Annotated in this window: 16 protein-coding genes; 5 read left to right on the top strand and 11 right to left on the bottom strand. The window is 68.7% G+C overall.

Going from position 1 to position 22,446, the window contains the following annotated elements; translation table 11 throughout:
• The first annotated feature begins 130 nt into the window (after window positions 1-130).
• Together FA90_RS07105 and FA90_RS07100 are read left to right on the top strand one after the other, a co-directional pair.
• On the top strand, window positions 131-2,974 hold the full coding sequence (locus FA90_RS07105) for a TonB-dependent receptor (protein ID WP_036167366.1): 2,844 nt from the start codon (window positions 131-133) through the stop codon (window positions 2,972-2,974).
• An 89-nt stretch (window positions 2,975-3,063) separates the two neighbouring features.
• Window positions 3,064-4,041, top strand: coding sequence for a glycoside hydrolase family 43 protein (locus tag FA90_RS07100; RefSeq protein WP_036167363.1), 978 nt, complete (start codon window positions 3,064-3,066; stop codon window positions 4,039-4,041).
• A gap of 35 nt (window positions 4,042-4,076) precedes the next feature.
• Here the strand turns inward: FA90_RS07100 and FA90_RS07095 are convergent, their stop codons facing one another.
• The 3 genes from FA90_RS07095 to FA90_RS07085 form a co-directional block, all read right to left on the bottom strand.
• Window positions 4,077-5,891, bottom strand: coding sequence for a M61 family metallopeptidase (locus tag FA90_RS07095; protein ID WP_036167360.1), 1,815 nt, complete (start codon window positions 5,889-5,891; stop codon window positions 4,077-4,079).
• A gap of 176 nt (window positions 5,892-6,067) precedes the next feature.
• Entirely contained in the window at window positions 6,068-7,873 is a 1,806-nt protein-coding gene (gene kefC, locus FA90_RS07090; RefSeq protein ID WP_036174587.1) for a glutathione-regulated potassium-efflux system protein KefC, read from the bottom strand.
• The gene (locus tag FA90_RS07085; protein WP_036167357.1) at window positions 7,863-8,504 is read right to left on the bottom strand and encodes an NAD(P)H-dependent oxidoreductase; all 642 of its coding nucleotides are present in this window, start codon (window positions 8,502-8,504) and stop codon (window positions 7,863-7,865) included. Before FA90_RS07085 ends, kefC begins: the two co-directional genes overlap by 11 nt.
• 208 nt (window positions 8,505-8,712) lie before the next feature.
• Between FA90_RS07085 and FA90_RS07080 the strand changes: the two genes are divergently transcribed.
• Window positions 8,713-9,117 carry a hypothetical protein gene (locus FA90_RS07080; protein ID WP_036167353.1) on the top strand — a complete coding sequence of 135 codons (405 nt, stop codon included), beginning with the start codon at window positions 8,713-8,715 and terminating at the stop codon, window positions 9,115-9,117.
• A gap of 105 nt (window positions 9,118-9,222) precedes the next feature.
• Entirely contained in the window at window positions 9,223-9,669 is a 447-nt protein-coding gene (locus tag FA90_RS07075) for a hypothetical protein (protein ID WP_036167351.1), read from the top strand.
• Between the two features lie 133 nt (window positions 9,670-9,802).
• On the opposite strand, the gene lpdA is transcribed toward FA90_RS07075, so the two are convergent.
• The 4 genes from lpdA to FA90_RS07055 form a co-directional block, all read right to left on the bottom strand.
• Window positions 9,803-11,209 carry a dihydrolipoyl dehydrogenase gene (gene lpdA / locus FA90_RS07070; protein WP_036167348.1) on the bottom strand — a complete coding sequence of 469 codons (1,407 nt, stop codon included), beginning with the start codon at window positions 11,207-11,209 and terminating at the stop codon, window positions 9,803-9,805.
• 10 nt (window positions 11,210-11,219) lie between these two features.
• The gene (locus tag FA90_RS07065) at window positions 11,220-12,632 is read right to left on the bottom strand and encodes a dihydrolipoamide acetyltransferase family protein (RefSeq protein WP_036167345.1); all 1,413 of its coding nucleotides are present in this window, start codon (window positions 12,630-12,632) and stop codon (window positions 11,220-11,222) included.
• 3 nt (window positions 12,633-12,635) lie between these two features.
• Window positions 12,636-13,640 carry an alpha-ketoacid dehydrogenase subunit beta gene (locus FA90_RS07060; RefSeq protein ID WP_036167342.1) on the bottom strand — a complete coding sequence of 335 codons (1,005 nt, stop codon included), beginning with the start codon at window positions 13,638-13,640 and terminating at the stop codon, window positions 12,636-12,638.
• Between the two features lie 79 nt (window positions 13,641-13,719).
• Window positions 13,720-14,952, bottom strand: coding sequence for a 3-methyl-2-oxobutanoate dehydrogenase (2-methylpropanoyl-transferring) subunit alpha (locus tag FA90_RS07055; RefSeq protein WP_036167339.1), 1,233 nt, complete (start codon window positions 14,950-14,952; stop codon window positions 13,720-13,722).
• A gap of 410 nt (window positions 14,953-15,362) precedes the next feature.
• Between FA90_RS07055 and FA90_RS07050 the strand changes: the two genes are divergently transcribed.
• Window positions 15,363-18,617 carry a PAS domain S-box protein gene (locus tag FA90_RS07050; RefSeq protein WP_036167336.1) on the top strand — a complete coding sequence of 1,085 codons (3,255 nt, stop codon included), beginning with the start codon at window positions 15,363-15,365 and terminating at the stop codon, window positions 18,615-18,617.
• Between the two features lie 75 nt (window positions 18,618-18,692).
• On the opposite strand, the gene FA90_RS07045 is transcribed toward FA90_RS07050, so the two are convergent.
• From FA90_RS07045 to FA90_RS07030, 4 genes are read right to left on the bottom strand one after another with little or no spacing between them, the layout of a single operon-like run.
• A complete protein-coding gene (locus FA90_RS07045) occupies window positions 18,693-19,100 on the bottom strand; it encodes a DUF423 domain-containing protein (protein WP_081933708.1) in 408 nt (135 codons plus the stop codon).
• A 14-nt stretch (window positions 19,101-19,114) separates the two neighbouring features.
• The gene (locus tag FA90_RS07040) at window positions 19,115-20,110 is read right to left on the bottom strand and encodes an alpha/beta fold hydrolase (protein ID WP_051971529.1); all 996 of its coding nucleotides are present in this window, start codon (window positions 20,108-20,110) and stop codon (window positions 19,115-19,117) included.
• Window positions 20,107-20,916, bottom strand: a complete 810-nt coding sequence (locus tag FA90_RS07035) for an SDR family oxidoreductase (protein ID WP_036167333.1) — start codon at window positions 20,914-20,916, stop codon at window positions 20,107-20,109. The genes FA90_RS07040 and FA90_RS07035 overlap by 4 nt, the downstream gene beginning before the upstream one ends.
• A complete protein-coding gene (locus tag FA90_RS07030) occupies window positions 20,913-22,385 on the bottom strand; it encodes an NAD(P)/FAD-dependent oxidoreductase (protein WP_036167330.1) in 1,473 nt (490 codons plus the stop codon). The genes FA90_RS07035 and FA90_RS07030 overlap by 4 nt, the downstream gene beginning before the upstream one ends.
• Window positions 22,386-22,446 lie beyond the last annotated feature (61 nt).

Raw genomic sequence — 22,446 nt, 5'->3', positions numbered from 1 at the left:
AACGGGTCTGTTGTCTTTCCGATACAAACAGGCTCAAGTGCGCGCCGTCCCGGCCGGGTTCCCTTTAGCATCCTGATAAAAATTATTACTAATATTGCCGGGCAGCCGGCAACCACATCAGGAGACCAGCATGAGAACCATCCACCTGCGTCCGGTATGCGCCGCGATCGTGATCCTGTGCGCGCAAGCGCCGGCGTTCGCCCAGGACGCCAACGGCGGCGCGGCCCAGGCATCCGATCGCGGCGCCGGGGCCGGCGCCAACGAAAGCCAGAACGCACGCGCCAACGCCGACGCCGAGGCCGCGAACGCCGCCGTCAGCCCGGCGGCCCCGACCCAGCCCGGCCAGATTCAACAAATCACCGTCACCGGCCTGCGCAGCAGCATCCGCAGCGCCGAGGCGATCAAGCGCAACTCGATGCAGGTGGTCGATTCGATCAACGCCGAAGACATCGGCAAGTTCCCCGACCGCGCCGCTGGCGACGCGCTGCAGCGCATCGCCGGCGTGCAGGTCCAGCGCGACCGCGGCGAGACCAGTTCGGTCATCATCCGCGGCCTGCCGGACGTGGTCACCACGCTCAACGGCATGGAGTACTTCACCGGCAACGGCCGGCGCCTGTCCTACCAGGACTTGCCGGTCCAGTCGATCGGCGGCCTGGACGTGTACAAGACCGCCACCCCGAACCAGCTCGAAGGCGGCATCGCCGGCGGCGTCGACGTGCGCCTGCGCATGCCGTTCGACCTGAAAGGCTTCAACGCCTCGGGCTTCGTCGAAGACCGGCGCCAGACCGTCAACGGCTCGTCCGCCACCGACGACAAGAACAACCCGGGCGGCGGCTTCTCGCTCAGCAACCGCTGGAACACCAGCTACGGCGAGATCGGCGCGCTGGTCGACGTCGCCTTCAACCGCGAGCACTGGGGCTATCCGGTGCAGTGGGACGACCGTCCCACCAACGTGTATTCGGTCAACCCGAACACCGGCGTCGGCCTGCGCAACCTGAACACGCCGGTGGGGCCGCTCAACCCGGGCGACGTGCTGGGCGAATTCCCCAACGTCGGCGGCATCTACAACGCCGGCGACCGCGACCGCGGCAGCCTGCACGGCGCCTTCCAGTGGAAGGTCAATCCGACCCTGGTGGCCGACGTCCAGTACCTCGGCACCGGCTACCGCGGGCGCAACGCGGTCGACTACATGATCGCCAACTCGACCTGGACGCCGACCATCAACAACGTCAAGCTGGCGCCGACCGGCAGCTACTGCAATACGCCGGAAGGGGTGATCTGCCCGATCCTGTCGGCCAACCATCCGGCCGCGCAGTTCGGCGGGCCCTACGACTGGGATCCCTACGTCGCGACCAGCACCCAGGCGCAAAAGGAGCACACGGTCACCCACTTCCTGAGCCAGGGCCTGAACTACCGTGAAGGCCGCTGGAAGGCCAGCTCGAACCTGGCCTGGGTCAAGTCGACGTTCGTGAACGACACCGTGATCGTCGACCAGCAGGTGCCGGGCGCCAGCGCCGACATCTACACCTATGGCGCCGACGGCCATGGCGGCTACAACAGCGTCACCACGCCGACCAGCGCCGCGCCGCTGCGCGACCCGAACCAGTTCGTGCTGCGCGGCCTGTCGCAGAACTGGACCGTCACCAAGGGCGAGCAGGTGCAGTGGCGCGGCGACACGTCGTACCGCCTCGGCGACGGCTTCTTCGAGGGCATCGATGCCGGCCTGCGCTTCTCGCAGCACCGCGCCAGCGCCCACAGCGCCCAGGGCAACAACGATTTCGCCGGCACGCGACCGAGCCCGACGGCGGCGTTCGGCTCGTCGTTCGATACCCTGGTGCCGGGCCTGGACCGCCTCGGCGGCCCGTGGGTCACGCCGTCGCGCGACTACCTGATCGACCAGGCCGACACCGTGCGCGCCCTGTACGGCGCGCCACTGGGCCGCCTGCCGGAAGACCCGACCCGCGCCTTCGAAGAGTCCGAGCAGACCAACACGCTGTACCTGGCGGCGCGCTTCAAGACCCAGGTCAGCAGCGTCGACGTGTCCGGCACCGCCGGCGTGCGCTACGTGCACGTCAACCGCACGCTGCGCGGCAACAGCCGCATCGGCGACGTGATCAGCCCGATCGACACCTCGTCGTCGGAAAACAACGTGCTGCCGAGCGCCTCGCTGATCTTCGGCTGGACCGAGCGCCTGCAGTCGCACCTCTCGGCCGGCAAGACCATCACCCGCCCGGACTTCGCGTCGCTGAACCCGGCGCTGTCGCTGTCGCCGGCGACGGTCAACGCGCCCGGCACCGGCTCGGCCGGCAATGCCGACCTGCGCCCGACCAGCTCGAAGAACATCGACGCCACGCTCGAGTACTACTTCCCCAAGAACGGCTACGCCCAGATCGCGCTGTTCAACCGCAACATCGACGGCTACCTGCAAAACATGGAGACGACCGAAACCATCGACGGCCAGAGCTACCGCGTGACGCGCCCGCAGAACTCGGGCTCGGGCAGGCTCAAAGGCGCCGAGCTCGGCATCCAGAAGTTCTTCGACTTCCTGCCGGGACCGTGGAGCAATTTCGGCGCGCAGTTCAACTACACCTGGATCGATGGCGAGAACCAGACCCTCACCAGCCCGACCAGCAACACCTACATGACGACGGCGCTGACCAACGTCGCCAAGCAGAACTACAACTTCGCGCTGCTGTACGAGGGCAACGGCATCACCGGGCGCCTGACCGCGACCCACCGCGGCGACTACGTCGAGCAGATCGCCGAGCCGCGCTTCGGCCAGGACCGCACGGTCAAGGCGACCACCTTCGTCGACCTCAGCGTCTCGTATGCGATCACGCCGAAGATCTCGCTGCAGCTCGATGCGATCAACCTGACGCACCAGAAGTTCGAGAGCGAACTGGGCCCGTACGAACCGCGCGACGTGCGCTACAACCCCACGACTTATGGCCTGGGACTGCGCTTCTCCCTGTAAGGGTGTAATGATCTAGTATCGCCTCGCACCTGCGCGCGCATCATGCCTCCACATCACGCGCGCGTGCGAGGTTTTTCACAAGGACATCGATGAACAAGACGTATCAGAACCCGGTCTATCCGGACACCATGGCCGACCCGTTCGTGCTGAAACACGAGGGCGTCTACTACGCCTACGGCACGGCGCCGGGCGGGGCGGACGGGCGCCAGATCCCGGTGCTGCGCTCGACCGATCTGGTCAGCTGGGAACCGGCCGGCCATGCGCTCGACGACAACGGCCACGAATACTACTGGGCGCCGGAGGTGGCGTTCCACGAGGGCCGCTTCTACATGTATTTTTCGTCCGGCTCGGCGCCCGAAGGCGTCGATCAGAAGCTGCGCGTGGCGGTCGCCGAACGCCCGGAAGGCCCGTTCGTCGACGCCGGCAAGATCCTGGTGCCGGACCAGCCGTTCTCGATCGACGCCCATCCCTTCCGCGACGCCGACGGCCAGTGGTACCTGTTCTACTGCGTCGATTTCCTCGAGCTGTCGGACGACCACCGCATCGGCACCGGCATCGTGGTCGACAAGCTGGTCGATATGACCACGCTGGCCGGCCAGCCGCTCACGGTGGTGCGGCCGCACCACGACTGGCACGTGTTCCGCAAGGGCCGGCCGATGTACGGCAAGGTCTACGACTGGCACACGGTCGAGGGCGCGGCGGTGCAGATCCACGACGGCAAGTACTACTGCTTCTACAGCGGCGGGGCCTGGGAGCGCGAGAATTACGGCGTCAGCTACGTCGTCGCCACCCATCCGATGGGGCCGTACCGCAGGCCGGAGGGCGGCCACGAGGCGCTGCTGATGCGCACCCCAAGCTCGGGCCAATTGGTCGGCCCGGGGCACAACTCGTTCACGGTCTCGCCGGACGGCAAGGAGACCTGGATCGTGTACCACGCCTGGGACCCCGAGCACACCACGCGCCGCATGTGCATCGACAAGATGGACTGGATCGGCGCGCGGCCGGTGACGGTGGGGCCGACCTGGAGCGAGGAAGCGGCACCCTCCGCGGCGCCCACTGCGGGCTGAATCGGATCATGGGCGCGGTGCGCGCCCATGGGTGATCACTTCTTGGCCGGTTCGTCCTTCGGCCACGGCAGCCCCAGCCAGGCGGCATTCACCGTCTTTTGCGCCGCGCCGGGCTTGTCCGACGCTTTCAGCTTGAACTTGCCTTTCGGCTGCTGGATCGGCGTGACCGGCAGCTCCATCAGTTCGTCGCGGCGAAACAGGTGCACTTTGAACGGCGCATTGCCGATGAAGGACATGCGATCGGACAAATCCTTGGCCGAGACGCGGATGCCGTTCACTGCCAGCAGCGTGTCGCCCGGGACGATGCCGGCCTTCCACGCCGGGCTGTCGCGTTCGACCTCGGTCACGAGCGCCGGGTCGCTGCCCTCGCGCACACGCCAGCCGGCCCACCATTCCTGCTTGTCGTCGGCGTCCTTCGGCACGTCGACCAGCGCCTGCAGTCCTGCGTCCGCGAGCAGGGCGTCGAACGGAATCTCGGCGGTGCCGTCGACGTACTGCGCCCACCAGCCGCTCCAGTCCTGGCCGCTGACCTGTTTCAGCGCGGCGCGGATATCGGCCGGGTCGTAGCCGCCTTGCGCCACCGAATGCTGGGCGTACAGGATGCGGTGCACGTCTTCCAGGCCCTTGGCGCCGTGGGTCTGCTGGCGCAGCGTCAAGTCCATCGCCAGGCCGAGCATCTGCCCTTTGCCGTAGATGTTGACCGAGGCGTTGCGCGCGCGGTCGGGATCGCCGCCGGCGATCCACTCGTCGAAGCTCGATTCGCTCGCGCTTTGCTGGAAGCGCCCCGGCGTGTGGCGGTAGTCGTCGAGCGCCTTGGCGGTGTTCTCGAGGAATTCATCGCGCTTTTCCAGGCCGGCGCGCAGCGTGATCAGTTCGGCAAAGTAGGAGGTATTGCCCTCGGCCATCCACAGCAGCGGGTTGTAGTTCTCGACCTGGAAGCGGTAGGGCACCATCTCCTTGGGGCGATAGGCCTTGACGTTCCAGGTGTGGAAGAACTCGTGCGCGGCGGTGTTCAGGAAGCGCAGGTAATCCTTGTGCTCGTGGAAGCGCCAGCGCGGGACCTGGATCACGGTGGAGTTGATGTGTTCGGTTGCGCCGCCGGCGCCGTCGGTCGCGTGCACGATGAACAGGTAGCGCTGCTGGAACGGGTACTTGCCGCCGAACAGCTTGCCGGCCTGGGCGACGATCTTGCCGAGGTCCTGCACCATCTGCTTGCTGTCGTAGTTGCCGCGGCCCCAGATCGCCACGTCGATCTGCTTGCCGTCGACCTGGCTGGTGTGGAATTCGTGGATGCCGGTCTCGATCGGCGAGTCGATCAACACGTCGTAGTTCGGCGCGACGAAGCAGTGCGCGCAGTTGCCGCTGTCCATGCCGGAGCGCGACTGCCAGCCGGCCGGCACGTCCAGCTTGACCGTGACCGGCTGGGCGCGCGCGGCATCGGTGTAGACGAACACGCCGGACGCGTCGAGGTAGGCGTGGGTGTCGTCGATGTGGCGGGTGCGCTCGCCCAGCACGTTTGCGTACAGCTCGTAGCTGACCGTGACCCGGTCGCCCGCATGGGTCTGGACGCGCCAGGTGCCCTTGTCGAGCTTCGTCACCGGCAGCGCCTGGCCGTCCTGGTTGACCGCCTTGAACTGGCGTACGCCATTGGCCAGGTTGAGCATCTGGTAGCGCCCGGTGCGCCAGTTCGGCATCTGCACGTCCAGCGTCGTGCCGGCGGCGGCGGGGAAGGTCGCGCTGACCTCGGCCAGGTGATGGGCGGCGTCCGTGATGCGCAGCTGGTAGCCGACGTCGGCATGGGCGGCGCCGAGGGTCAAGGTGAAGGCGGTGGCGAGGAGGGCTCTTTTCATGTCGGTCGTGAGTGGCGGTCGAATTGCCGAAGGGTACGTGATAACCCGACAACAGTAAAGACCAGGCGACCGGGCGCGGGCCGTGCCGAGCGCCAACGATCATCGATCACGCATTCAAGTCGTTTTATGCGGCCGGCCCGTACACCTGCGCCGACCCGTCCAGCCGGCGGCGCGGCTCAGTCCCAATCTCGCGCTTCCTCGCCGTCGCCGGCCTCGCGCTCGCGCGCGATCTGTTCCTGCAGCTGCTCGCGACCGCGCCGCGACATCGAGACGAAGGTGTCCCGGTCCTTGTAGTAGGGGTAGAGCTGCATGATCAGCCCGAGGTTGGCGCGGCGGAAGCGCTGGGCCGACTGGCGCGCGCGGAAGGCGCTGTGGCCCAGGCCGGCGCTCATCACGCCGCGCCCCAGCCGCAGCGCCGACTCGAAGGTCTCGCGCTCGATCACCTGCACGCCCCGGTCGAGCAGCTGGTAATAGTGGGTGACGTTGCGCGCGCGCGCGAAAATCGGCAGCTTGGGGAAGTCCTGGCGCAAGAAATCCGCCAGCTTCAGGCTGTCCTCGATGTTGTCGATCGCCAGCACGAAGGCGCGCGCCTTGTCGGCGCCGGCGGCGCGCAGCAGGTCGGCGCGGGTGGCGTCGCCGTAGAACACCTTGAAGCCGAAGCGGCGCAGCACCTCGACCTGGTCGGGATCGTGGTCGAGCACGGTCAGACGCACGCCGTTCGAATTCAGGTAACGGCCGACGATCTGGCCGAAGCGCCCGAAGCCGGCGATGATCACGTGGTCTTCGTTCGGCTCGATCGCGTCCGGTTCGGGTTGGCTGCCGTCTCGTTCGCGCCTGGCCGCGATGCGGTCGTAGGCCATCATCACCAGTGGCGTGACCACCATCGACAGCGCGACCACGACCACCAGGATCGCCGCCACCTGCGGCGAGAACACGCGCGCGGTGGCGGCGGCGCCGAACACCACGAAGGCGAATTCGCCGCCCTGCGACAGCAGCAGCGCGAACTGCAGGTGCTGACCGCGCGCCATGTTCAGGCCGCGCGACAAGGCGTACAGCACGCCGATCTTGAGCACCTGGAAGCCGGCGACCAGGCCCAGGATCAGCAGCGGATTGGCCAGGAATACGGAAAAATCGACCGACATGCCGACCGCGATGAAGAACAGCCCGAGCAACAGGCCCTTGAACGGCTCGAGGTCGGTCTCGAGCGCGTGGCGGTATTCGGAATCGGCCAGCAGCACGCCGGCGATGAAGGCGCCGAGCGCCATGGACAGGCCGATCCACTGCATCAGGAGGGCGATCGCGATCACCAGCAGCAGCGCGAACGCGGTGAAGATCTCGCGCGTGTCGGTCCGGGCGATGACGCGCAGCAGCGGGTTGAGCACGAAGCGTCCGGCCAGCACCAGCCCGGCCAGTACGGCGACGATCTTGGCGCCGGCCAGCCACGGGTTGCCCGCACTGGCATGGTCGGCCACCCCCAGCAGCGGCACGATGGCGATCATCGGGATCGCCGCCATGTCCTGGAACAGCAGGATCGCGAAGCCGGCCTGGCCGGCCGGGGTCGGCATCAGGTTGCGCTCCTGCAGCGAGGCGAGCGCGATCGCGGTCGAGGACATCGACAGCCCGAGCCCGGCGATCAGGCCGACCTTCCAGTCGATGCCGACCGCCAGCGCGGCCGCCCACAGCACCGCCGCCACGCCGACCACCTGGGCCCCGCCCCAGCCGAAGATCGGGCGGCGCAGCGCCCACAGGCGATCGGGGTCGAGCTCCAGGCCGATCAGGAACAGCAGCAGCACCACGCCGAATTCGGCGAAGTTGTAGGTATCCTCGACTCCACCGATCAGCTTGAAGCCGTAGGGGCCGATCAGGATGCCGGCCACTAGGTAGCCGAGCACGGTGCCCATGCCGAGCCGCTTGGCGAACGGCACCACCAGCACCGCGGCGCCGAGGTAGACCAGGGCGTTGAGCAGCAGCTTATCTTCCATGCGCGTTTCCCTCGACAGGTGCGGCGGCATGGGCCAGCAGGCGGCGCCGCAATTCGGCCACGTGGGTGTCGATCGCCGCCTGATCGACGCCGGCCGCGCCGTGGATCACGAGCGGCTCGATCCAGTCCATGCCGCACAGCGCGGCGGCCTGTTCGAACGGCGGCAGGAAGTCGGCGAAGGCGCGTCCGTGCAGGCCGCCCGGGCGGTAGGCCTGCGGGCCGCTGCCGGTGGTCGTGACCAGCCAGTAGCCCTTGCCCTGCAGGGCCGCGGCAGGCGCGCTGTCCGGCTCCCCGCCGGCGTCCGGACCGGGGCCGTCGCCGTTGCCGCCGTGCTCGCCGTGTCGTCCGTAGGCCCAGCCGGGCAGCAGCACCACCTCCATCCATTCCTTCATCAGCGAGGGCATGCCGTACCAGCGGATCGGATGCAGGAACACGGCCAGGCGTGCCCCCTCGAGCAGTGCGCGTTCGGCCGGGCCGTCGACGTCGAAGTCGGGGTAGAGCTCGTACAGGTCGCGCACCAGCACCCCGGGCAGCTCGGCGGCGGCGCTGGCCAGGGCGCGCATCAGGGGGGAGCGCTGCGGCGCGGGATGGGCGTAGAGCACGATCACGTGCGGGGTGTCGTCGGTTGGCATCGGTTGGCGGTTCTTATGTTGACTATCTCGCAATGTCGTTATAGCACATCGGCGCGCGCCCCGACGGCACGGCCGGCACGGTCCGCTTTTTGTGTTGGCTTGGCAATGCCGCGCCCGATATGTCCTACAAGACTGACGGGCACGCGCCGATTGCCGCGCGCAGCCCCGTTGCTATGATGAGAATCATTGCAAAATCGAGGAGACCAGCATGTCGATGCAAAGCGAAGGCAAGGATGCGAAAGGCCGCAACTACGACCAGGTGACCAAGGACGGCAGCACCAGCGCCGGCACCTACGGCACGGGCAGTACCGGCGACGTCGGCAGCATGGGCGCCAGCGATGGCGGCAACGTGCAGCGCGCGACCCGCACCGACGACCTGTTGAGCCCTGCGCCGGGCGACGAGGTCGGCCAGGAGGGTTTCGCCCCGAGCGAGGAAGCCGGCGAACTGCAGACCGGTCTGGGCGGAATCGGCAGCCTGGCCACCGGTAATGCAGGCAACCGCCAGTCGGAAGGCGAAACCCAGCCGGGCGGCAGCCAGGATGCGATGGGTTCCAGCGCCGGCGACGGCGGCGCGAGCGCGCCGGAGTCCGGCGGCCAGCGCATGCAGAAATAATCATTCGTGTCCAGCGCCCGTTGACGGCGCCGGGCCGCGCTCGGTGGGCGCGTACGCACGGGTGTACGCGCGCGCCGGCACGGCGTTTGAATTCAGGAGGTCAGCATGGCAGATCAGAACGACGGCAAGCAGAAGCAGACACTCAACCACGTCAACCAGGAAGATCCGGGTGCGGCGGGGACGGACAACTATGCCGGCAATATCGGCGGCAATCCCGGCAGCCAGCACAACGACTGGGGCCGCAGCAGCGCCGTCGGCGGCGCGAGCGCGCAGTCGGACCTGCAGCCGGAGCTGCAGTCCGGCCAGCAGAGCCAGCAGCAATCGGCCCAGCCGGGCGTGGCAGGCGGCAATATCGGCGGCGTGGCGGGCAGCCAGCACAACGACTGGGGCCACAGCGCGGTCGCTACCGAAGGCAACGCGCAGTCGGCCGAGGCTGCCAACGCCCAATCGGCTCAGTCCGGCGCCGGCCAGACCCCGCGCCAGGGCGTGATGCCGGGCGAGGAGATGGGCCACCTGCAACGCGGCCAGGACGACGGCGGCGCGAAGCGTTGACGATGACATCGCTGCGGCAGCTCGAGCTACAGCTACCGCTATAGCGGCGCCGGCCGATGCCGCGTCGGACGCGGCCTTAATACCGGCGCGGCCCGATTCACACGCATGGATTCACGCGCATGGATCGACGCGCTCAGATATGCAGCGCGTGCCCCATTGCGCGCAGCGCCGCTTCCTGCACCGCCTCGCCCAGGGTCGGGTGGGCATGGATGGTGCCGCCCACGTCCTCCAGCTGTGCCCCCATCTCGATCGATTGCACGAACGCGGTGGACAGTTCCGATACCGCCGCCCCGACCGCCTGCCAGCCGACGATCAGGTGGTTGTCCTTGCGCGCGACCACGCGCACGAAGCCATCCGTGCCCTCGATCGTCATCGCCCGGCCGTTGGCGGCGAACGGGAAGCTGGCGCTGATGCAGTCCAGGCCCTGGCGCGCCGCTTCCGCCGGCGTCAGCCCCACCACCACGACTTCCGGATCGGTGAAGCACACGGCGGGAATCGCCGCCGGCGTGAAGTGGCGCCGTTTGCCGGCGATGATCTCGGCCACCATCTCACCCTGCGCCATCGCACGGTGGGCCAGCATCGGCTCGCCGGTCAGGTCGCCGATGGCCCACACGTTGCGCATCGAGGTGCGGCACTGGTTGTCGATGCGGACGGCGCGCCCGTTCATGTCGAGCAGCAGGCTGTCCAGGCCGAAGCCGGACGTGCGCGGACGCCGTCCGACCGCGACCAGCACCCGGTCCGCGGCGATGGCGAGCTCTTCGCCGCCGCCATTCTTGACGCGCACCGACTTGCCGTCTTCTCTCATGCCGAGCACGCTCGATTCGAGGTGCACGTCGATGCCAAGGCGCTTGAGGCTGGCCGCGACCGGGCGCGCCAGCTCGTCGTCGTAGGCCGGCAGCACGCGGCCCGCCATTTCGACCACGGTGACGCGCGCACCCAGCTTGCGGTAGGCGGTGCCCAGCTCCAGGCCGATGTAGCCCGCGCCGACCACCACCAGGTGCTCGGGCAGGGTGGCGGGCGACAGCGCCTCGGTGCTCGACACCACCTCGCCGCCGAACGGCAAGAAAGGCAGCTCGACCGCTTCCGAGCCGCTCGCCAGCAGCAGGTGTTCGCAGCGGATGCGGGTCGTATCGCCGTCGGCGCCGCTGACTTCCACGGTCTTGCCATCCAGGATGCGCGCCCAGCCGTTGACGGACTTGACGCCGTTTTTCTTGAGCAGCGCGCCGACGCCGCCGGTCAGGCGCTTGACCACGCCATCCTTCCAGCCGACGGTCTTAGCCAGGTCGATTTCCGGCTTGCCGGCGCGGATGCCCAGCGGCGAGCTGCCGTCCGCGTGGGCGCCGGCTTTGTGGAATTCCTCGGCCGCATGGATCAGCGCCTTGGACGGGATACAGCCGATGTTCAGGCAAGTGCCGCCCAGCTGGCCGGCATCGACCAGGATGGTCGGGATGCCTAGCTGGCCGGCGCGGATCGCGGCGACGTAGCCGCCCGGCCCGCCGCCGATCACCAGCAGGGTCGTTGTCTCGTTTTGCACAGTCATTCCAACACCCTTATTCGATGAACAGCGTGGCCGGGGTTTCCAGGTAGCCGCGGATGGTCTGGATGAACTCGGCCGCGACCATGCCGTCGATCACGCGGTGGTCGAACGAGGACGACAGGTTCATCAGCTTGCGCGGCACCAGGCCGCCGTTCTTGACGACCGGACGCTCTAGGATGCGGTTCACGCCGACGATCGCCACTTCCGGATGGTTAATCACCGGCGTGGTGACGATGCCGCCCAACGGCCCCAGGCTGGTGATCGTGATCGTCGAGCCGGACAGCTCGTCGCGCACGGCCTTGCCGGTGCGGGCGGCGTCGGCCAGGCGCACGATTTCCTGGGCGCTGGCCCAGGGATCGCGCGCCTCGGCGTTGCGCACCACCGGCACCATCAGGCCGGCGTCGGTCTGGGTCGCGATGCCGATGTGGACCGGGTTGTAGCGCGTCACGATGTTGGCCTGGTCGTCGTAGCGCGCGTTCACCTCGGGGAACTTGCGCACGGCCAGCACCAGCGCCCGCATCAGCAGCGGCAGCAGGGTCAGGCGCGGGCGTTCGTCGCCGTAGCGCGCGTTCAGTTGCGTGCGCAGCGCTTCCAGTTCGGTGACGTCGACTTCCTCGACGTAGGTGAAGTGCGGAATCTGGCGCTTGGCCATCTGCATCTTCTCGGCGATCTTGCGGCGTAGGCCGATCAGGGGCACGGCCTGTTCGCCTTCCAGCGCGGCGTAGCGCTCGTCGGCGCCGGCGGCCGCGTGGCCGTGGCGCTGCCCGGCGACAAACGCGTCGAGGTCGGCATGCGTGACGCGGCCGGCCGGGCCGCTGGCGGCCACGAATTGCAGCTCGATGCCCATGTCCCAGGCGCGCTTGCGCACGGCCGGGGCGGCCAGCGGGGCCTCGCCCTGCGCGCGCGCGAGGGCGCGTGCGGGCGAACCTGCCGCAGCCGCGCCGCCTTGCACGTAGGGGCGCGCGGGCGGCCTGGCTGGTTCGCGCGCCGGTGCCGGTGCTGGCGGGGATGCAGGTCCCGCCTGCGCCGCACGCTCAGGCGCGACGATGTGGCGCGGCGCTTCGACCGGCCCGTGCGGGAGGTCGGCCGGCTCGTAGTCGGCCGTGCTGACCCGGATTTCCCCCTTCGCTTCGGCCTTGGCGCCCGCCGGAGCGGCCACGCTGGCGCCCGCGGCATTGCCGGCGCCTTCCACTTCCAGGCGGATCAGCTCGGCGCCCACGGCCAGCGACTGCCCGACGTCGCCGCCCAGCGCCAGCACGGTGCCGTGCACCGGCGACGGAATCTCGACGGTGGCCTTGTCGGTCATGACGTCGGCCAGCACCTGGTCTTCCTTGATCGCATCGCCCGGCTTGACGCGCCAGGCGACCACTTCGACTTCCGCGATGCCTTCGCCCAGGTCCGGCATCTTGATGACGTGAATTCCCATCGTTTATGCCTCCATCGCTCGTTTGAATGCCGCGCCGACGCGGTCCGGTCCGGGGAAGTACGCCCATTCCTGCGCATGCGGGTAGGGCGTGTCCCAGCCGGTGACACGTTCGATCGGGGCTTCGAGGTGATAGAAGCAGTGTTCCTGCACCAGCGCCGCCAGTTCGGCGCCGAAGCCGCTGGTGCGCGTCGCCTCGTGCACGACCACGCAGCGGCCGGTCTTCTTGACCGATTCGACGATGGTGTCGAGGTCGAGCGGCCAGAGCGTGCGCAGGTCGATGATCTCGGCGTCGATACCGGTTTCCTCGGCCGCCGCCTGCGACACCCAGACCATGGTGCCGTAGGCGAGCACGGTCAGGTCCGAGCCCGGGCGGAACACGGCGGCCTTGTCCAGCGGGACGGTGTAGTAACCCTCGGGCACGTTGCCGAGTTCGTGCTTGGACCAGGCCACGACCGGGCGGTCGTGGTGGCCGTCGAACGGGCCGTTGTACAGGCGCTTCGGTTCCAGGAACACGACCGGGTCGTCGTTCTCGATCGAGGCGATCAGCAAGCCCTTGGCGTCGTAGGGGTTGGACGGCATCACGGTGCGCACGCCGCACACGTGGGTGAAGAAGGCTTCCGGACTCTGGCTGTGGGTCTGGCCGCCGTAGATGCCGCCGCCGCAAGGCATGCGGATCGTCAGCGGCGCGGTGAAGTCGCCGGCCGAGCGGTAGCGCAGGCGCGCCGCTTCCGAGACGATCTGGTCGGTCGCCGGGTAGAAATAATCGGCGAACTGGATCTCGACCACCGGACGCAGCCCGTAGGCGGCCATGCCGACCGCGGTGCCGACGATGCCGCCTTCGGAGATCGGCGCGTCGAACGCGCGCTGCTTGCCGTACTTGGCCTGCAGGCCGTCGGTGACGCGGAACACGCCGCCGAAATAGCCGACGTCCTGGCCATACACCACGACATTGTCGTCGCGGTCCATCATCACGTCCATGGCCGAACGCAGCGCCTGGATCATGGTCATCGGGCTGCTTTTGGCTGCCGTTTCTTGTTCAGCCGGCGTCTCCTGGACTGCGGCTGCCTTGTCTATGTCTCGCATCACTTCAAACCCCCAGTTGTTGGCGTTGGCGGCGTAGGTGTTCTGGCATCTCTTTGTAGACGTCCTCGAACATCGACGCCGCGCTCGGCACCCGGCCGTCCAGCAGCGAACCGTATTGTTCGGCTTCTTTCTGCGCGGCCAGCACCTCGGCTTCGAGTTCGGCCTGCACGGCCTCGTGCTCGGCGTCGGACCACCAGCCCAGCTGGGTGAGGTGGCGGCGCAGGCGGCCGATCGGGTCGCCCAGCGGGAAATAGGTCCATTCGTCGGCCGGGCGGTAGCGCGAGGGATCGTCCGAGGTCGAGTGCGGGCCGGCGCGGTAGGTCACCCACTCGATCAGCGTCGGGCCGAGGTTGCTGCGCGCGCGCTCGGCGGCCCAGCACGACGCCGCGTACACGGCCAGGAAATCGTTGCCGTCGACCCGCAGCGACGCGATGCCGGCGCCCACCCCGCGCGCGGCGAAGGTGACGCTCTCGCCGCCGGCGATGGCCTGGAAGGTCGAGATGGCCCACTGGTTGTTGACCACGTTGAAGATCACCGGGGCGCGGTAGACGTGGGCGAAGGTCAGGCCGGTGTGGAAGTCGGACTCGGCGGTGGCGCCGTCGCCGATCCAGCCGGAAGCGATCCTGGTGTCGCCCTTGATCGCCGAGGCCATGGCCCAGCCGACCGCCTGCGGGATCTGGGTGGCGAGGTTGCCCGAGATCGAGAAGAAGCCGTAGTCCTTGACCGAGTACATCACCGGCAGCTGGCGCCCGCGCATCGGGTCGCGCTCGTTGGACAGCAGCTGGCAGACCATGTCGACCATCGGATACTCGCGCGCCATCAGCAGGCTTTGCTGGCGGTAGGTCGGGAAGCACATGTCGCCGGCTTGCAAGGCCAGTGCGTGCGCGGTGCCGATGGCTTCCTCGCCGAGTGAGGTCATGTAGAAGGACATCTTGCGCTGGCGCTGCGCCAGCACCATGCGCGCGTCGAAGATGCGCGTCTTCATCATGGTGCGCAGGCCGAAGCGCAAGGTCTCGCGGTCGAGCTGGGGGTTCCATTCGCCGACGGCATTGCCGTCGTCGTCGAGGACGCGGATCAGGCTCGAGGCGAGATCGGCGGTTTCCTGGTAGCTGACGTCGACCGGCGGCCGGCGCACCGCTCCGGCCGGGCTCATCTGGAGGTACGAAAAATCCGTCTTGCAACCCGGGCGGCCGGTAGGCTCCGGGACGTGCAGCGAGAGAGGTTGACTCTGGCTCATAAAACGCTTTCCCCTTTGTAAGGTGTGTGCGGCAGAGCACATCATAATTCCCGGAGAAGCGCGCGCGGGGCGCTTCTGGAACTATTTCGGTGCTGCGCAGCAGCATGAAAACGGCCCGCGGATAGCGGACACGCCCACTGCCACTGCCTGCGACGGTAGCATGCGGCGCAGCGTGCGCGCACCGATTTGGGCAAGCGTGCGCACCCCTCGCGCGGGCGAAACCCCGCCTGTGCGGTACGAAAATGCCGGTGCGTGCGGGAATCGGCGGGTGGCGGACGTATCGGCCGGCTCAGGCGTGACGCCGTTATCTTCTCGATCAGCAATCGTGTTCCCCAGAAACTTGTTAATGGGTACAATCGCCGACTTTGTACGTGTTTGGTAAGTGTTGAGTAAGGAAGAAAGGCCACAAGATGACGATGCAAGCGGCGGTCAGGACGTTCGGTACGGGCGGCGGGTTACTCGGCGGGATCATCGATCGCCATGACTGGTCGGCCACGGCGCTCGGGCCGATCGCGGCCTGGCCGGCGGTGCTGCGCACGACGGTCGAGCTGATCCTGCGTTCGCCGGTGCCGATCGTCACGCTGTGGGGCGCGCACGGCGTCATGATCTACAACGACGCGTATTCCCGCTTCGCCGGCGCGCGCCATCCGGCGCTGCTGGGCTCGCGCGTGTGCGAAGGCTGGCCCGAGATCGCCGCGTTCAACGCCAACGTGATGAACGTCGGCCTGGCCGGCGGGACCTTGTCCTACCGCGACCACGAATTGACCCTGCATCGCAGCGGCAAGCCCGAACAGGTGTGGATGAACCTCGACTACTCGCCGATCGTCGACGCCGACGGCGCGGTGGTCGGCGTGATCTCGATCGTGATCGAGACCAGCGCCAAGGTGCGCGCCGAGCAGCGCCTGAATGGCGAATATGGCCGCATGCAGGCGATGTTCGAACAGGCGCCCGGCTTCATGGCGATGCTGTCCGGCCCGGACCACCTGTTCCAGACGGCCAATCCGGCCTGGGTCCGGCTGGCCGCCGGGCGCGCGCTGATCGGCCTGCCGGTGCGCGAGGCGATGCCCGAGACCGTGCCGCAGGGCCTGGTCGCGATCCTCGACGAGGTCTACCTGACCGGCAAGGCGTATGCAGCCAGCGCGCGCCCGGTCTGGCTGGCGCAGCCGGACGGCATGCGCCAGCTGCACTATCTCGACGTGGTCTGCCAGCCGCTGCGTGGCGCCGACGGCGGCGTGCTCGGCATCTTCATGCAGGGCAGCGACGTCACCGGGCGCGTGCATGCGGAGGCCGGCCTGCGCGAGAGCGAAGCGAAGTTCCGCACCTTCGCCCAGGCGATGCCGCACCAGGTCTGGACCGCCGCCCCGGACGGCAAGCTCGACTGGTTCAACGAGCACGTCTACGCCTACACCGGCCTGGATCACGCGCGCCTGGCCGGTACCGCCTGGACCGCGGCGCTGCACCCGGACGACCTGGCCGCGACCACCACGCGCTGGGCCATTGCGGTCGCGTCCGGCAATGCCTTCGACGCCGAGTTCCGCCTGCGCGCGGCCGACGGCGCCTACCGCTGGCACATCGCGCGCGCGCTGGCGCTGCGCGGCGACGATGGCGAGCCGGCGCGCTGGGTCGGCACCAACACCGACATCGAAGACCAGAAGACCACGACGCGCCGCCTGGAAGCCTTGAACGCCGGCCTGGAGCACCAGGTCGCCAAGCGCACGGCCGAGCGCGACCGCATGTGGCGCCTGTCCAAGGACATCATGCTGGTCGGCGGCTTCGACGGCACGGTGGAAGCGGTCAGCCCGGCCTTCGGCGCGCTGCTGGGCTGGTCCGAGCACGACATCGTCGGCAAGAACTTCCTGCAGCTGGTGCACCCCGACGACCAGGCCGCCACACTGGCCAACATGGCCTCGCTGGGCGAAGGCCATTACGTCTACAAGTTCGAGAACCGCTACCGCCGCAAGGACGGCAGCTGGTGCCTGCTGTCGTGGTCGGCCGCGCCGGACGCCGACTGCATCTACGCGATCGGGCGCGACATCACCGCCGACCGCGAACAGGCCGAGCAGATCCGCCGCACCGAACTGGCGCTGCAACAGTCGCAGAAGATGGAGACCATCGGCAAGCTGACCGGCGGCGTGGCGCACGACTTCAACAACCTGCTGCAGGTCATCTCCGGCAACCTGCAGCTGATGGAGATGAACGACGCCGGCGCCGAGACGCCGCGCTGGATCGCCAACGCGCGCTCGGCGGTCGAAAAGGGCGCCAAGCTGGCCAGCTACCTGCTCGCCTTCGGCCGCCGCCAGCCGCTCGAGCCGAAGGTGGTCAAGATCAGCCGCGTTGTCCAGCACATGGAAGACATGCTGCGGCGCGCCCTGGGCGAAGAGATCGAGATCGAGCTGGTGATTTCCGGCGGGCTGTGGAACACCGCGATCGACGTCGCCCAGCTGGAGAACGCGGTGCTGAACCTGGCCATCAACGCGCGCGACGCGATGGGCGCGAACGAGGACCGCGCCGGCCGCCTGACGATCGAAGCCAACAACGCGGTGCTGGACGACATGTACTGCCGCAGCCACGCCGACGTCGCCGCGGGCCAGTACGTGATGCTGGCCGTGACCGACACCGGCGCCGGCATGGCGCCCGAAGTGCTGCGCCAGGCCTTCGAGCCGTTCTTCTCGACCAAGGAGGAAGGCAAGGGCACCGGCCTGGGCCTGTCGATGGTGTACGGTTTCGTCAAGCAGTCGGGCGGCCACGTCAAGATCTACAGCGAGCCGGGCCAGGGCACCACGGTCAAGCTCTACCTGCCGCGCACCACGGCGCTCGAGGAGGTGCTGGGGCCGGTCGAGCAGCAGGCGGCGGTCGGCGGCAGCGAGACCATCCTGGTGGCCGAGGACGACGAAGCGGTGCGCATCACCGTGGTCGAGATGCTGACCGACCTGGGCTACCGCGTGCTCAAGGCCGCCGACGCCGCCAGCGCGCTGGCCGTGGTCGAATCGGGCGTGCCGATCGACGTGCTGTTCACGGATGTGGTCATGCCGGGCACGCTCAGGAGCCCCGACCTGGCGCGCATGGCGCGCGAGCGCCTGCCCAACCTGGCCGTGTTGTTCACCTCGGGCTACACCGAAAACGCGATCGTGCACGGCGGCCGGCTCGACCCGGGCGTGGAATTGCTGGGCAAGCCGTACACGCGCGAGAGCCTGGCGCGGCGCATCCGCCAGGTGATCGCCAACGGACGCAACCGCGCCGCGCTGGCGGCCAGTGCGGCCTCGGGCGGCGCGCTCGGTGCGAACGGGCCGGCTGCGCCGCGTCACGACGCGCCCGCATCGGGCGGCTTGCGCATCGTGCTGGTCGAGGACGAGGACGAGATCCGCGACAGCACCGCTGCGCTGCTGCGCCACCTCGGGCACCAGGTGCAGGAAGCGCAAGACGCCGAAAGCGCGCTCGAGCTGATCTCGAAGGCGTCCGACATCCTGATCACCGATGTCCAGCTGCCCGGCATGTCCGGCGACCTGCTGGCCGCCCAGGCGCGCACGCTGGCGCCGGGCATCCGCATCGTGTTCGCGACCGGCAAAGGGGAAGTCAACAACTGGCCGGATGCGGTGGTGCTGCGCAAGCCCTACAACCTGGCCTCGCTGATGAACGTGCTGGCGGCGCCGCTTTCGGCCGTCTGAAGCGCTACTCGCGGCGCCGGTCGCACTTGCAGGTGCTGTCGTCGAAGGGGTTCTTGGCCAAGCCTACACCAGCTGTCACGCGCCGGCGGCGGCCCGGATGACGCAGGCCCAGCCGGCCAGCAAGGCCAGCCCGCCGAACGGCGTGACCGCGCCCAGCCAGCGCCGGCCGGACAGCGCCAGCACGTACAGGGACCCGGAAAACACCACGGTGCCGGCCACCAACAGGATGCCGGCCCAGCGCATCGGCGCCGGCGCCAGATGCGGCAGGGCGGCCCCGAGCGCCACCAGGGCGAGGGCGTGGTAGAGCTGGTAGCGCACGCCGATCTCGAACACGGCCAGCATGTCCGGCGTCAGGCGCTTTTTCAAGCCGTGCGCCCCGAACGCACCTAGCGCCACGCCGATCAAGGCCGAGACGGCGCCGGCGCCGATCAGGAAGCGGACCAGGGCGCCGAGGTTCGTGCTCAGTTCGGGGACATCGTTCATGCCCGCAGTGTAGCTCAGCGCGCCGCCGCGCGCGGCACGCCTTGCATCGCGCCGGCGCAGGCGCGCGCGGCTTCCTCGATGAAATCGGCGCACTGCTGCGGATGCGTCACCGGCAGCATGTGGCCGCCTTCGATCAGCGTCAAGGTGGCGCCGGGTAGCTTGTCGACCAGGGCCTGGCCGTTGTTGCGCCAATCGAGAATGCGGTCGCCGCGGCCGTACAGCACGCGCAGCGGGACGCTCAAGCTTGCGTAGCGGGCCTGCTGCTGCGGCAGATAGTCCGGCAGCGCCTGCAGGTCGCGCGAGGCGCCGATGAAGGCCTTGGGGCGCAAGCCGAGCAGGCCGCCGCCGCGCGTGGCGAAATCGTTCGGCACCGGGTCCGGGCCGAACACCTGGGCCAGCGTCGCCTTGCTGTTCCTGATCGACGAGGGCACCATCAGCGTCCACGCGACCAGGCGGCGCAGCAGCGGCGACCGGATCGACAAGCCCTTGAACACGTCCGGGGGCGCGTCCTGCGTGTGGGTCAGCGGCGCGAGCAGGGCCAGGCCGGCGACCTTGTCCGGGTGGTCCAGCGCGAGCGCCAGCGCGATCGCGCCGCCCAGCGAGTGGCCGACCACCAGCGGCCGCCCCAGTCCGAGCTGGCCGATCAGCGCGGCGATGGCGTCGGCCTGCACGCGCAGGTCGGCCGGCGCCTTGGGGTCGCGCGGCGAGTAGCCGGCGCCGGGCCGGTCAAGCGCCACCGTGCGAAACCGTTCCTTCAGGCGCGGGACCACGCCGTAGGTGAAGTGCGAGGATTGTCCGGCCAGGCCGTGGATCATGACGATCGGCGGGGCGCCCTCGGGGCCCGCCTCGCGCACGTGCAGGCGCGAGATCCCGGCTTCGATCCAGCGGCCCTTGGGCGGCAGCGCCGCTTCGATCTTGCGCGCGGTCCAGGCGGTGAACAGCGCAAGCATCAGCGCGACGGCCAGCACCACGCCGGCGATCGACAGCAGGGTGATCGCAAATGGACTCATCGCTTGATCACCTTCTTCAGCAGGTTCCAGTAGCCGACCGGGGCCAGGCGCTCGAGCAAGGCCGCGGCCTTGGCGTCGCTGCCAACCAGAATGCGCGCGCGGCGCTTCTCGATGCCGCGCACGATGATCTCGCCGGCCTGCTCGGGCGGCATGCGCAGCAGCGTTTGCATCACCTTGCGGCCGCGCTCGACCTCCTCGACCGGGGCGCCGGCGGGCACGCGCGCGTTCCTGGCGATCGACGTGGCGACCCCGCCCGGATGCACCACCGAGACCGCGACCCTGCTGCCTTCGAGCTCGTGGCGCAGCACGTTGGAAAAGCCGCGCACCGCGAACTTGCTGGCCGAGTAGGCGGCCTGGCCGGGCGGCGTGATGATGCCGTAGATGCTCGAGACGTTGACGATGCGGGCGTCGTCGCTGTCGTGCAGGTGCGGCAGGAAGGCGCGCGTCATGCGCACCACGCCGCCGAAATTGATTTCCATGAGCCAGTCGAAATCCTGTTCGCCGACCTGCTCGAAGGTGCCGCCCAGCGCCACGCCGGCGTTGTTGATCAGCAGGTCGACCCGGCCATGCGCTTGCAGCACCGCCTGCGGCAGCGCGGCCGCCGCGGCGCGGTCGGCGACGTCGAGGCGGTGGCTGCTGGCGCGCACGCCGAACTCGCGCGCGCCCACGGCGCTGGCCTTGGCCGAGGCGTCGTCGATGTCGGCCAGCGCCAGGTGGCAGCCGCGCTTGGCCAGCGCATAGGCGGTGGCGCGGCCGATGCCGCTGCCGGCGCCGGTGATCACGGCGACCCGATTCTTCAAATTCAAGGCAAGACTCCTTTTCTGCCGAAGTGCATGACGCCGTCGGCGATGCGGCCGTAGCGGATCGTGAACATGTCCTGGAAATAGTTCTGGTAGACCTGCCATGGCCGGCGCGAACCCTGCTGCGGCAACACGTTCCTGGCGCGCTGCACGTAGCCCGAGCTGAAGCTCAGGAACGGTTCCGGCGTGACATCGGTCTCGCGCCGCGGCACGGCGATCGCCAGGCCCTTGCGGTCCATGTAGCGCAGCAGCCGGCACACGTAGCCGGCGGTGAGGTCGGCCTTGAGCGTCCACGAGGCGTTGGTGTAGCCGAAGGTCATCACGCAGTTCGGCAAGCCGCTGAGCATCATGCCCTTGTACGACATCGAATCGTTGGCGTGGAAGGGCTTGCCGTCGACCGTGATCGCGACCCCGCCCAGCACCCTGATCTTCAGGCCGGTGGCCAGCACCACCACGTCGGCCGCCAGTTCCTGGCCCGAGCGCAGGCGGATGCCGGTCTCGGTGAAGCGCTCGACGTGGTCGGTGACGACCGAGGCCTGGCCCTTGCGGATGGCCTTGAACAGGTCGCCGTCCGGGACCACGCACACGCGCTGGTCCCACGGGTCGTAGTCCGGCGTGAAGTGGGTGGCGACGTCGTAGTCGCGGCCCAGCTGGCGGCGCGCCATGGCGACGATCTTTTCCTTCGCCAGCGCCGGCTTGCTGCGCGCCACCCGGTACAGCAGCATGCTCTCGACGATCACGCGCCAGCGCGTCAGCGCGTACGCGACGCGCGGCGGGAACCAGCGGCGCAGGCGGCGCGCGAAGCGATACTCGGACGGCCGGCTGACCACGTAGGTCGGCGAGCGCTGCAGCATCGTGACGTGCGCCGCCTGCCGGGCCATCGCCGGCACCAGCGTGACCGCGGTGGCGCCGCTGCCGACCACCACCACGCGCTTGCCGGCGTAGTCGAGGTCCTGCGGCCAGAACTGCGGTTGCACGATGCGTCCGCGGAACGCGTCTTCGCCGTCGAATTGCGGGCGGTGGGCTTCGTCGTAGCTGTAGTAGCCGCTGCACATGCTGAGAAAGCGCGCGCGGATGACCTCGAGCGTACCGGCGTGGTCCACCTCGATCGTCCAGCAGGCGTCCTGGCTCGACCAGTGCGCGCCCGTGACCTTGTGCCCGAAGCGGATGTGGCGGTCGATGCCGCTCCTGCGCGCGGTCTCGGCGATGTAGTCGCGGATCGAAGGGCCGTCGGCGATCGCCTTGCCGGCCGTCCAGGGCTGGAAGCCGTAGCCGAGCGTGTACATGTCGGAGTCCGAACGCACGCCGGGATAGCGGAACAGGTCCCAGGTGCCGCCGATGGCGGCGCGCGCTTCCAGGATGGCGTAGGTCTTGCCGGGGCAGCGCCGCTGCAGATGCCAGGCGGCGCCGATGCCGGACAGGCCGGCGCCGACGATCAGCACATCCAGTATCTCGGGCCGGGAAAGGTCTTGCATGGTGTCTCGTAGTGTTCTTGTGGTTGACACTGTACATTGTCACAAATCTTCGGGCAACAAT

Origin of the sequence: Massilia sp. 9096, from assembly GCF_000745265.1 — a bacterium.
Lineage (GTDB): Bacteria > Pseudomonadota > Gammaproteobacteria > Burkholderiales > Burkholderiaceae_D > Telluria.
Note: the sequence above shows the minus strand (reverse complement) of the source record. Positions and strands in the feature narration are given on the sequence as shown.